Here is an 11,682-nt window from a genome sequence, read left to right as displayed (position 1 = left end):
TTCGGGTCAGCCGCCAATGGCGGACATGGAGCGTTCAGGTTGGATGAACTCAGCGGAGTCCAGGCCCACCACGGAGCCGTCAGTCTCAGAGGGATCCATGCCGTGAGCAGCGGGTTTGATCCACATGGCAGCGCGCCAGTGATCGGCGATCCTGCGATCGCGTTGTTCGGCGGATTCTCCTGCGGCCAGTGGATCGCGCAGCAGGTCCCTCAGACTGAACTCCTGGTGGGAGAACAGGCAGGAGCGGACCTCGCCTTCAGCCGTGATCCGAGTGCGTTTGCAGTCCCCGCAGAAGGGCTCCGTCACGGAGGCGATGATCCCCACCGTGCCCAGAACGGGACGTGATTCCAAGGGCGCAGGTTCTCCGGGGTCATCGGCATCTGACGAGCGCTCGCGGACATCCCACAGCTCGGCAGGGGCGCCGTCGCGGTCAGCTGGGTGGGGGGTCAGGTGGAATCGGGTGCTCACGGAGTCCCGGATCTCCTGCGCGGTGACCATGCCCTCCCGGGTCCACCCGTGGTCCGCGTCCAGCGGCATCTGCTCGATGAACCGCAGGGACAGCCCGTTGGCCAGCGCCCAGGCCAGCAACTCAGGGGCCTCGTGGTCATTGACCCCGCGCATCAGCACGGCATTGAGTTTGACCGGGGTCAGCCCAGCCACGACGGCGGCCTGCACACCTTCCAGCACATCCTCCAGCCGGTCCCTGCGAGCCAAACGCTTGAAGGTTTCCCGGTTGAGGGTGTCCAAGGAGACGTTCAACCGGGTCAGGCCGGCCTGATTGAGTCCTGCAGCGCGGTGGGCCAGGCCGATGGCATTGGTGGTGATGGAGATGGGCAACTCGGGATGGGCGTGACGGACACCGGAAATGATCTGTTCCAGATCAGCGCGGATCAGGGGTTCGCCACCGGTCAACCGCAACTCGCGGACACCCAGGTGTTCAACGCCCACCTGCACCAGGTGCTGGATTTCCGTGGCGGTCAGCAGATCTTGCTTGGGCAGCCACTGCATGCCTTCGGCTGGCATGCAGTAGGTGCAGCGCAAATTGCACTTGTCCGTCAGGGAGATCCGTAGATCCGTTGCGCGACGCCCGAACCGGTCCACCAGCCCCTGTGAGGGATCTGCGGGGGAAGGCTCCAAACGGGTACGCAACGTGGGCATACCCAGCGCGGTGGTCACCGCAATCACCTCTCCTCTGTGCGTCCTTGTGGCGACGATACAAGTTGACCAGTCTATGAGCCATCTACGCTGGCCTCCATGACACCGGTCAAGCCACCCACCTCGCATTCCACACCGCATCGTCATGAGGCTCGCTCGGTGGAGGAGCACGCGGGCGCCGTCGTGAAGCTGCTGGGGCAGGGCCCGTGGAGTGAGCGCAACCCCGAGTGGGTGGAGTTACATCAGGCGGCCGGGCGCGTAGCGGCGTGCGATGTGGTGGCTGCTCTGGATCTGCCGCCGTTCACCAATTCCCAGATGGACGGGTATGCCGTGCGGGCGGCCGACACCCTGGGCGCTGGACAGGTAGTGGATCTGACCGTGGCTGCCACCGTTGCCGCCGGGTATCAGCCAGGACCTCTGAAGCCGGGCCACGCGGCGCCCGTGATGACCGGGGCGCCGGTCCCCGCCGGCGCGGATGCGGTGGTGCCCATTGAAGTGGTGGAGCCATCTGAGTTCCTGGAGGCGGGCCGCACTGTGCGCCTTCCCGCAGACCAGGAGATGGGCCGGTTCATTCGCCCCGTCGGGGACGACGTTGCCGCCGGAACCACCGTGGTCGCCTCCGGTGAGCGTCTCACACCGCTCGCGCTGGGTGCGTGTGCGGCCGCCGGTCTGACCCGGGTCCAGGTTCGCCCGCGCCTGCGCATCGGTTTGATCACCACGGGGGATGAGGTGGTGGCCCCGGGCCAGGACCGCGGCCCGGCACAAATCTTTGATTCCAACGCCCAGATCCTCCGCGCAGCCCTCACGGACCCCTGCCTGGAGATCGTGGGCCACTTCCACGTCCCGGATCACGACGACGCCCTCCGCCACCTCCTGTCCTCCCACGCCCCGGGAGAAAGCGCAGAGGCCCCGGATCTGTGGATCAGTTCAGGCGGGATTTCGGAAGGTGCCTTTGAGGTGGTTCGTCGGGTCCTCAGCGATCCGGAGGTCGCCGAGTTCAGCGAGTTCCTGCACGTGGCCATGCAGCCGGGCGGGCCGCAGGGGCTGGCGCAGGTGAACGGGGTGCCGTTCCTGTGCTTCCCGGGCAATCCGATCTCCACGTGGGTGTCCACGGAGATGTTCTTGCGCCCGGCGCTGGTGAGGTGGGGTGCGGCGTCGTCGTGTCCGGAGACCCAGGTGCGGTGTAAGGACGAACTTCACCCGTTGCCCGGGCGAATGCGGGTGGTGCGGGCGTGCTGGGATGGTTCCGCGGTGCGGCGGGTGGGCGGTTACGGATCCCACCTGCTGGCTGCGGCGGTGAGTACCAATGCGCTGATTCTGTTGCCCCCGGGCAGCGAACCGGTGCCCGCTGGAAGCCTGGTGTCGGTCCGGCTGATGGTGTGAGGCGTTAGGTCGAGGTGGGGCAAAGTCATCCTTTCGGACGACTAGACAGTCTGACTACTTAGCGAGACTATTTAGTCATGAACGAACGAGCCCCCAACAGCGAATGGCTCCGGGGAGTTCTGGAAACCTGCGTCCTGCAGACCATGGTTGCCGGGCCCACCTACGGCTACCAGATCACCACTCAACTGGCTGAGGCAGGTCTGGGCGAGCTCAAGGGCGGGACGATCTACCCGCTGCTGGCTCGCCTGGAGAAAAAGGGTCTGGTCTCCGTGGAATGGCGCGCCGGCGACGGCGGACCGGGGCGCAAGTACTTTGCGCTCACCGCCGACGGCCTGACCGAACTGCATGAAGCCAAACTCGCCTGGCGAGCATTCAACACCACCATTTCAACCCACCTGGACCTGTCATCCGTCCAGTCCCAGCAGGAGGTCACATCATGAACACCACCGAACACCACAACCCCGCCCGCTCCGGTGTCTCTGCGCAGGTGTGGGACCGGCCGTTCTACAAGGGCCACAAGAGCTGGTGCGATGACTTTGTGATGGAACTGCGTCTGATGGATGTCCCCGGTGATGTGATCGGGGACCGCCTGGCAGAGGTGGAGGCCCACTGCGCAGAAAGTGGGGAAACACCTGACGAGGCATTCGGCGAGCCGGTCGCTTACGCCAAGACCGTGGGGGCTGAGTCTCCCAAGGAGTCTGCAGGTGGTCTCTGGGCGACTGCAGCCTTGAGCGTGGGTCAGGTTCTGGCTCTGCTGGTGGGTACCCGGGCTGCTGGTGCGTGGGCAGCTGGTGAATCGGTGGCCTACAACGCGGTGCAGGTGCTGTGCCTGGCACTGGCTGCGGCCGTGTTGGTGCTCTTGCCTGTGGCTCTGCGTTTCCTTCTTCAGCGGCCATTGCTCACCGGACTCCCGTACTTTGCCAGCTTCATGGCGTTGGCTCTGGGGGCGGTACTGGCTGGTGAATTGGATCTGCCAGCACTGATCACCGCCCCGGCAGCTCTGGTCACCGTTGGGTTGTTTGTGGTCACCGTGGTGCTCGGCTGGGTGTCCTACCGCGACCTGAGCTCCTCGCAGGACCCGGTCACCTCACCTCTGTCCGCATTCGGCACTGCAACATCTGCTGAGGGCAAGGCAGCTGGCGGGAGCCGTGGTGTGGCGTTGTTGATGGCCGTGGTGTTCCCGGTCTTCTACGTTCTCCTCAGTGTGGTCAGCTGGTTGACCGCCTGACGTCGTGGATCCGGTGTTCACCGGGCGCCCGGCACCCACCTGGTCCGCAGGTGGGTGCCGGGTTGCGTTTCGGGGGCTTTGGGGGCGTGGGCATAGACTCGGCCGCTGAATCACCACGCTCGTGTTCAGGAGACCACCCCATGAAGTACGCCATTGCACCCGTGTTGCTTGCCGCTGCTGCGGTGGTCCAGGCGTTGGGGCGTTACGTCTACCACCAGGACCCGATTGTGGTGGTGGGGGAGATGTTCTTTCCCATCTTCTTGGCCGGTGTGAGCATCTTCTACGGCATGCGGGGGCGCTCCCATGCGTACTCCACGGTCAAGCTCGCTGTGCTGATTCTGGCCGTGCTGGTGCTTGTGCTGACGGCCGTGGGGTGGGGGATGACCCTGTTCTGGTTCTACCCCTCCATCTGGGTGTACTACGCAGCATTCGCGCTGCTGGTGATCAGCGCGGTGGTGGCCGTGATCTCAACGCCGTCCGCCAAGCAGCAGCGCGCGGAACGGGATCAGGGTGACGTCGAGGAAGCAGCAGAGGGTCGGTCAGCAGACGATTTCAGCGCACCTGACGGCCACTCCCGGACGGCGCAGAGTGCTGCATCAGAGTCCGACGGCGGATGGCGCACCACCCGCAAATAAAACGTTGCAGCGGCATGAACTAATGCCGAAATAGGGCATGGAGAAATTGTCGAATTGAACGGATCACAAACCGCTCACTAAGTTCCTTGACGCAGGTCAAGTCGTAATTTGAGTTGGTCCGGCAATTGCTGGCAACCGCCTGAACGCGTACCTACCCCAAACGGCTGACTGGCTAACTTGAGGAGCATGAGTACTTCCACGCCGCCAGGGGAGACGCGGGAGCCCGCCCGCCTTGATGGACCTGCATCGAATGCCTTGCTCAAGGTTGGGAAATTCTTTTCCCGCTGGGATGAAACGGAGGATGGCCGCGCGGTCTTCCGCGAGGGTGGCCGGTCCGGGGATTCCTTCTACCGCAGCCGGTGGAGCCACGACAAAGTTGTCCGCTCCACCCATGGTGTGAACTGCACTGGTTCCTGTTCCTGGAAGGTGTACGTCAAGGACGGCATCATCACCTGGGAGGCGCAGGAGACCGACTATCCCTCCGTGGGGCCGGACCGCCCGGAGTACGAGCCCCGCGGTTGCCCCCGCGGCGCCGCTTTCTCCTGGTACACCTACTCTCCCACTCGTGTGCGCTACCCGTACGTGCGCGGCGTGCTGCTGGAGATGTACCGCGAGGCCAAGAGTGCGGTGGGCGGGGACCCCGTGGAGGCCTGGGCTTCGATCGTCAATGACGAAGCCAAGCGCCGTGCCTTCCAGCAGGCCCGTGGCAAGGGTGGGCTGGTGCGTGCTTCCTGGCAGGAAGCCGTGGAGATGACGGCCGCCGCCCACGTGCACACCATTGCCAAGCACGGCCCGGACCGCTGCATCGGGTTCTCTCCAATCCCGGCCATGTCCATGGTGTCCCACGCTGCCGGCGCCCGGTTCATCAACCTCATCGGAGGTGTGATGAACAGCTTCTACGACTGGTACGCGGATCTTCCCGTGGCTTCCCCACAGGTGTTTGGTGACCAGACCGATGTCCCCGAGTCCGGTGACTGGTGGGATGCCACCTACCTGATGATGTGGGGCTCCAACATCCCCGTGACCCGTACCCCGGACGCCCACTGGGTGGCTGAGGTCCGTTACCGCGGCACCAAGGTGGTCTCCGTTTCTCCGGACTACGCGGACAACACCAAGTTCGCGGATGAATGGCTGCCCGCCCAGGCCGGTTCGGATGCCGCCCTGGCCATGTCCATGGGGCACGTGATCCTCAAGGAACACTTTGTGGATCAGCGCACCGAGTTCTTTGAGGACTACGTTCAGCAGTTCACGGACCTGCCGTTCCTGATCACACTGGACACCCGCGCAGGTGGCACCGTGGTCCCGGGCAAGTTCCTGACCGCCGCGGATCTGGGCGCTGAGGATCAGGCCGATGCCCAGTTCAAGACCATCCTGTTGGACCGCAACACCGGTGAGGAGTTCATCCCACAGGGCTCCATGGGCTTCCGGTACAACCAGGAGGACGAGGGCCGATGGAACCTGGACCTGCAGGGTCGCAAGCCGTCGCTGTCCATCTCTGACACCGCCGACTACGACGGCGCCACCTCCCCAGTTGCCCTCCCCGCCTTTGTTGACGACGACGGCACCGGTTCCGTGATCAACCGCGGTGTGCCGGTCACGCAGGTGGCGGGCAAGACCGTGACCACGGTCCTGGACCTGATGCTCGCCCAGTACGGCGTGGGCCGTGACGGCCTGCCCGGCGACTGGGCCACGGGTTACGACGACGTCAACACCGCCTACACCCCCGCCTGGCAGGAGGCCGTGACCTCCGTTCCGGCGGAGGCCGTGATTCGCATTGCCCGCGAGTTCGCCACCAACGCGGTGAAGTCGGGTGGTCGGTCCATGATCATCCTGGGTGCCGGCATCTGCCAGTGGTACCACGGGGACGCCACCTACCGGGCCATCCTGGCGCTGCTCATGCTGTGCGGCTGCCAGGGCCGCAACGGCGGCGGCTGGGCGCACTACGTGGGCCAGGAGAAAGCTCGTCCCATCACGGGCTGGGCCACCATGGCATCGGCCGGTGACTGGTCCCGTCCGCCGCGGTTCATGATCGGCACCGCGTTCTGGTACATGCACACGGACCAATTCCGCCAGGACGGCCATTCCTCGGCGTCGTTGCAGTCCCCGCTGGCCGAAGGTCACCTGGACGGCATGCACACCGCCGACGTCGTCTCCAAGGCGACTCGACTGGGCTGGATGCCGTTCTACCCGCAGTTCTTCGAGAACCCCATTGAGGTGGCGCAGCAGGCTGCTGCCGCCGTGGAAGCCGGGGAGGCCGAGGACGAAGGCACGTGGATCGCAGCGCAACTGAAGGCAGGCAACCTGAGGTTCGCCGTCGAAGACCCCGACGACGCCCGCAACTGGCCGCGCACCCTGGTGCTGTGGCGCTCCAACCTGCTGGGTTCCTCCGCCAAGGGTGAGGAGTACTTCCTCAAGCACCTGCTGGGAACCCATCACAACGTGCTGGGCGAGGACCACGTGCACGCAAAGCCCAAGGATGTGGCGTGGCATGAGCAGGCGCCGGAAGGAAAGTTGGACCTGTTGGTCTCCGCGGACTTCCGCATGACCTCTTCCACGCTGCTCTCCGACGTCGTGTTCCCGGCTGCCACCTGGTACGAGAAGCACGATCTGTCCTCCACGGACATGCACCCCTACGTGCACGCCTTCACCCCGGCCATCAACCCGCCGTGGGAGGCCAAGACCGACTGGGAGATGTTCCGGTTGCTCTCGGACGAGGTTTCGCGCCTGTCCGCGGGGCGCCTGGACACCGTCAAGGACGTGGTGGCCACGGCCCTGACCCACGACACCCCCGGTGAGATCGGACAGCCCGGCGGTCACGCCCCGGACTGGAAGAACACGGATCTGCCCGCGATCCCCGGCAGGAACATGCCGGCTTTCAAGGTGGTGGAGCGCGACTACACGGCGATCGGCCAGAAGTTCGTCTCCGTCGGCCCGCTGGCGGACAAGCTGGGGTTGACCACCAAGAACATCACCTTTGACGTCACCCACGAAACCAACCGGCTGGCCCGTCAGCACGGTGTGTTCGACTCCGGTGTGGCGGCAGGGCGTCCGGCCATTGACTCCGATTCCCGCATGGCAGAAGCCATCCTGACGCTGTCCGGCACCACCAACGGTGAGCTGGCCGTACAAGGCTTCAAGACGCTGGAAAAGCGGGTGGGCAAGCAGCTGCACGACCTCGCCTTGGGCTCGGAGGAGAAACGCATCACCTTCAAGGACACCCAGGCAGCCCCCGTGCCGGTGATCACCTCACCGGAGTGGTCCGGATCGGAAACCGGTGGGCGGCGCTACGCACCGTTCACGGTCAACATCGAACGTCTCAAGCCGTTCCACACGCTGACCGGGCGCATGCACTTCTTCCTGGATCACGACTGGATGAAGGACATGGGCGAGATGTTGCCCACCTACCGTCCGCCATTGAACATGAGTGCGCTCTTTGGTGAGCCCAGGCTCGGGGAACGTGGGGATCTGTCCATCTCCGTGCGTTACCTGACCCCGCACAACAAGTGGTCCATCCACTCGGAGTACCAGGACAACCTGTTCATGCTCTCCCTCTCCCGCGGTGGCACCAGCGTCTGGATGTCCCCGCAGGACGCCGAGCTGATCGAGGCCAAGGACAACGACTGGGTGGAGTGCGTGAACACCAACGGTGTGTTCGTGGGACGAGCCATCGTCTCCCACCGCATGCCCGCCGGTGTGGTCTACGTACACCATGCGCAGGAACGCACCATCGATGTTCCCAAGTCGGAGGCCACAGGTCGCCGCGGCGGCATTCACAACTCGGTGACCCGAATCCTGCTCAAACCAACCCACATGATCGGCGGCTACGCCCAACAGTCGTGGGCGTTCAACTATCACGGTCCCACGGGCAACCAGCGCGACATCATCTCCGTGGTCCGTAAGCGCTCCCAGGAGGTTCAGTACTGATGCGAGTCATGGCCCAGACCGCCATGGTGATGACACTCGACAAGTGCATCGGGTGCCACACCTGTTCGGTCACATGCAAACAAGCGTGGACCAACCGTGCCGGTACGGAGTACGTGTGGTTCAACAACGTGGAAACCCGCCCCGGGCAGGGTTACCCGCGCCGTTACGAGGACCAGGAGAAGTGGCGCGGTGGCTGGACGCTCAACCGCCGCGGCAACCTGCAGCTGAAGTCGGGCAACCGCCTGCAGAAGCTGTTCGGCATCTTCGCCTCCCCGGTGCAGCCGGAGCTCGATGACTACTACGAGCCCTGGACCTACGACTACGAGAACCTGGTGGCCTCCCCGGCGACCGACGACTTCCCGGTGGCCCGGCCCAAGTCCCTGATCACGGGCAAGGACACCAAGGTGGAGTGGTCCGCCAACTGGGATGACTCCTTGGGCGGCACCGCCAACACGGACGAGCAGGACCCGGTCCTGCAGAAGATCCGTGAGCAGTCGGAAGAACAGATTCGTCTTGAATTCGAAAAGACGTTCATGTTCTACCTGCCGCGCATCTGTGAGCACTGCTTGAACCCGTCCTGCATGGCTTCCTGCCCCTCCGGTGCCATCTACAAGCGCTCCGAGGACGGCATTGTTCTGGTGGACCAGGACCGTTGCCGCGGTTGGCGTCAGTGCATCACGGGCTGCCCGTACAAGAAGATCTACTACAACCACAAGTCAGGCAAGGCCGAGAAGTGCACCTTCTGCTACCCGCGTGTGGAGGTGGGCATCCCCACGGTGTGCGCGGAAACCTGCGTGGGCCGCATGCGTTACATCGGCATCTTCCTCTACGACGCCGACCGCGTCACCGAGGCTGCTGCCACCCCGGATGAGAAGGATCTGTACGAGGCCCAGTTGGACATCCTCCTGGACCCCAATGATCCCGAGGTCCAGCGGGCAGCACGTGCCGAGGGCATCCCGGAGGACTGGCTGGAGGCTGCCAAGAAGTCCCCGGTCTACACCTTGGCCAAGGAATTGAAGGTGGCCCTGCCGCTGCACCCCGAATACCGCACCATGCCCATGGTCTGGTACGTCCCGCCGCTGTCACCGATCGTGGATCTGCTGCGCGGTCAGGGTCACGACGGCGAGGATGCGGACGTTCTGTTCGGCGCCATTGATTCACTGCGGATCCCCGTGGAGTACCTCGCGGAGCTGTTCACCGCCGGTGACACGGATGTGGTCACCAACGTGTTGCGCAAACTCGCGGCCATGCGCTCCTACATGCGGGATCTGACCCTGGGACAGGATCCGGACGAGTCCATTGCGGAAGCCGTGGGCATGACCGGCAGCCAGATCCAGAAGATGTACCGGCTGATGGCGATCGCCAAGTACGACGAACGCTACGTGATCCCCACCGCCCACCTGGAGGAAGCTCACGGCCTGGAGGAAATGGGCTGCTCCCTGGATGTGGACGGCGGCCCGGGCATGGGCCAGATGGGTGGTCTGGGGGAGGCATCCGGGCGTCCCACACCAGTGGCGATCGAGAACTTCAACGCCCTGCGGGCCCGCCAGACCTCCGAGGACCCCACAGGGAACTCGGAGTTGTCCGGGCGCGTCAACCTGCTCAACTGGGACGGCCAGGGCAATCCGGATGGCCTGTTCCCGGCCGGCCAGGGTGACGGTGCAGCACGCGGTGATGCAGGTGGCAGCCGATGAGCCGGCTTGCCCGACTCTTCGGTTTGGCCAAGAAGGGCACGGTGGAATCCGAGCCCTGGGAGGATCGCGACCCTGCCCGTTCCGCCGTGATCCGGCAGGCCGCCGCCATGCTGCTGGGGTATCCGGACCGTGAGCTGATCGAACGTCTGCCCGCCATCCGGGAAGCTCTTGCAGAAGTTGGTGCGGACGTGGCCGCCGTCGAACCCCTGATGAAGTGGTTGACGGACCGGCCGCTGGCCGATGTCCAGGGTGACTACGTCCAGGAGTTCGACCTCTCCCGGCGCCACCCACTGCACCTGACCTACTGGACGGACGGTGACACCCGGCGTCGTGGGGAGGCCCTGCTGGCCTTCAAACAGATGTACCGGGAGAACGGCCGGGAGCTGGATGACTCCGAACTGCCGGACCACCTGCCCGTGGTGCTGGAGTTCGCAGCACTGGTGAACCCGGAGGACGGTGCGCAGCTTCTGCAGCGTTACCGGCCCTCCCTGGAGTTGCTGCGCTTGGCGCTGAAGGACGACTCCCTGCCACAACTGGGTGCCCTGGAACTGGTCTGCTCCACATTGCCCGGCCCCTCCCCGGAGGACCGTGACGCCGTGATGAGGATGGCCGGTTACGGCCCACCCACCGAAACCGTGGGGCTGCAACCCTTTGACCCGCGTCTGCTGCCCGTGGTGGACGGTGACCAGTCCGCGGGACTGGAGGCAGCCAGCTTGACAAGCCCATCCAACCTCACGAGCGCTAGGGGATCCGCATGAGTTCCGTCGTCGACATCCTGCTGTGGGGTGTACTGCCCTACGTGGTGCTGCTGGTGGTGATCGGTGGCACCATCTGGCGCTACAAGTACGACCAGTTCGGGTGGACCACCCGCTCCTCCCAGCTGTATGAATCCCGGCTGTTGAGGATCGCTTCCCCGTTGTTCCACTTCGGCATCCTTGCGGTGCTGGTGGGGCACATTGTGGGCCTGGTGATCCCCAAGTCCTGGACTGATGCCGTGGGCGTGACCGAGCACATGTACCACATGTTGGCTCTGACCATCGGCATCTTTGCAGGCGTTGGCACCTTTGTGGGCATGGCCCTGTTGATCTACCGACGCCGCAAGACCGGCCCTGTGTTCATGGCCACCACCGCCAATGACAAACTGATGTACATCCTGCTGGTGGTCACCCTGACGGCGGGGCTTGCCACCACCATCCTGTCCCTGTGGGACACCAGTGAAACCAGTTACCGGGACACCGTTTCCCCGTGGTTCCGGTCCATCTGGATCCTGCAACCGGATGTGGCCGCCATGTCAGAGGCCGGGCTGTCCTTCAAAGTGCACGTGCTCTTTGCCTTCGTGCTGTTCATGGCCTGGCCGTTCACGCGCCTGGTGCACGCCTTCACGGCACCGCTGCACTACCTGTTCCGGCCCTACATCGTGTACCGCTCGCGGGATCGGGTGACCCGCTCCGGTTCCGTTCCCACCCGCCGCGGTTGGGATCCGGTGGGAACCCAGGACCGGCACAACTCCGGCTACCGCCGCAGTGGATCCGGTTCCACCCGCCGGGAGAAAACCGGCTCCGGCAGACGCTGAGCACCCAGCCTCATCACCCCCTTCACCGCCTGAACCACCGTTTGGGCACCACGTTCTGGGCATGACCTGCTCGGATTCATGTACTGAGGA

The 11,682-nt window shown here is 64.6% G+C and carries 9 protein-coding genes; 8 read left to right on the top strand and 1 reads right to left on the bottom strand.

The window, feature by feature from the left end; translation table 11 throughout:
* Positions 1-6: 6 nt before the first annotated feature.
* Positions 7-1,158: a GTP 3',8-cyclase MoaA gene (gene moaA, locus GTW58_RS05275; protein WP_047692681.1), complete on the bottom strand. Its 1,152-nt coding sequence runs from the start codon at positions 1,156-1,158 to the stop codon at positions 7-9.
* A 96-nt stretch (positions 1,159-1,254) separates the two neighbouring features.
* Between moaA and GTW58_RS05270 the strand changes: the two genes are divergently transcribed.
* From GTW58_RS05270 to narI, 8 genes are all read left to right on the top strand, one after another.
* Positions 1,255-2,538, top strand: a complete 1,284-nt coding sequence (locus GTW58_RS05270; protein WP_119932648.1) for a molybdopterin molybdotransferase MoeA — start codon at positions 1,255-1,257, stop codon at positions 2,536-2,538.
* A gap of 77 nt (positions 2,539-2,615) precedes the next feature.
* The gene (locus tag GTW58_RS05265; RefSeq protein WP_119932649.1) at positions 2,616-2,978 is read left to right on the top strand and encodes a PadR family transcriptional regulator; all 363 of its coding nucleotides are present in this window, start codon (positions 2,616-2,618) and stop codon (positions 2,976-2,978) included.
* Positions 2,975-3,766: a hypothetical protein gene (locus GTW58_RS05260; RefSeq protein ID WP_119932650.1), complete on the top strand. Its 792-nt coding sequence runs from the start codon at positions 2,975-2,977 to the stop codon at positions 3,764-3,766. The genes GTW58_RS05265 and GTW58_RS05260 overlap by 4 nt, the downstream gene beginning before the upstream one ends.
* Positions 3,767-3,906: 140 nt before the next feature.
* Positions 3,907-4,401, top strand: coding sequence for a hypothetical protein (locus tag GTW58_RS05255; protein WP_119932651.1), 495 nt, complete (start codon positions 3,907-3,909; stop codon positions 4,399-4,401).
* Between the two features lie 186 nt (positions 4,402-4,587).
* A complete protein-coding gene (locus GTW58_RS05250) occupies positions 4,588-8,325 on the top strand; it encodes a nitrate reductase subunit alpha (RefSeq protein ID WP_119932652.1) in 3,738 nt (1,245 codons plus the stop codon).
* A complete protein-coding gene (gene narH / locus GTW58_RS05245) occupies positions 8,325-10,019 on the top strand; it encodes a nitrate reductase subunit beta (protein ID WP_047692220.1) in 1,695 nt (564 codons plus the stop codon). The genes GTW58_RS05250 and narH overlap by 1 nt, the downstream gene beginning before the upstream one ends.
* The gene (gene narJ / locus GTW58_RS05240) at positions 10,016-10,777 is read left to right on the top strand and encodes a nitrate reductase molybdenum cofactor assembly chaperone (protein WP_119932653.1); all 762 of its coding nucleotides are present in this window, start codon (positions 10,016-10,018) and stop codon (positions 10,775-10,777) included. The genes narH and narJ overlap by 4 nt, the downstream gene beginning before the upstream one ends.
* Positions 10,774-11,592, top strand: a complete 819-nt coding sequence (narI, locus tag GTW58_RS05235; RefSeq protein WP_047692221.1) for a respiratory nitrate reductase subunit gamma — start codon at positions 10,774-10,776, stop codon at positions 11,590-11,592. Before narJ ends, narI begins: the two co-directional genes overlap by 4 nt.
* The last annotated feature ends 90 nt before the right edge of the window (positions 11,593-11,682 follow it).

Source organism: Kocuria subflava, from assembly GCF_012163155.1.
In the GTDB taxonomy this organism is placed as follows: domain Bacteria; phylum Actinomycetota; class Actinomycetes; order Actinomycetales; family Micrococcaceae; genus Kocuria; species Kocuria subflava.
The sequence above is the reverse complement of the archived record's forward strand: the minus strand, read 5'-3'. Positions and strand labels throughout refer to the sequence as shown.

Excerpts from the sequence above, each read along its gene's own strand:
- moaA (WP_047692681.1), bottom strand. The coding sequence starts at position 1,158 with ATGCCCACGTTGCGTACCCGTTTGGAGCCTTCCCCCGCAGATCCCTCA.
- GTW58_RS05270 (WP_119932648.1), top strand. The coding sequence starts at position 1,255 with ATGACACCGGTCAAGCCACCCACCTCGCATTCCACACCGCATCGTCAT.
- GTW58_RS05265 (WP_119932649.1), top strand. The coding sequence starts at position 2,616 with ATGAACGAACGAGCCCCCAACAGCGAATGGCTCCGGGGAGTTCTGGAA.
- GTW58_RS05260 (WP_119932650.1), top strand. The coding sequence starts at position 2,975 with ATGAACACCACCGAACACCACAACCCCGCCCGCTCCGGTGTCTCTGCG.
- GTW58_RS05255 (WP_119932651.1), top strand. The coding sequence starts at position 3,907 with ATGAAGTACGCCATTGCACCCGTGTTGCTTGCCGCTGCTGCGGTGGTC.
- GTW58_RS05250 (WP_119932652.1), top strand. The coding sequence starts at position 4,588 with ATGAGTACTTCCACGCCGCCAGGGGAGACGCGGGAGCCCGCCCGCCTT.
- narH (WP_047692220.1), top strand. The coding sequence starts at position 8,325 with ATGCGAGTCATGGCCCAGACCGCCATGGTGATGACACTCGACAAGTGC.
- narJ (WP_119932653.1), top strand. The coding sequence starts at position 10,016 with ATGAGCCGGCTTGCCCGACTCTTCGGTTTGGCCAAGAAGGGCACGGTG.
- narI (WP_047692221.1), top strand. The coding sequence starts at position 10,774 with ATGAGTTCCGTCGTCGACATCCTGCTGTGGGGTGTACTGCCCTACGTG.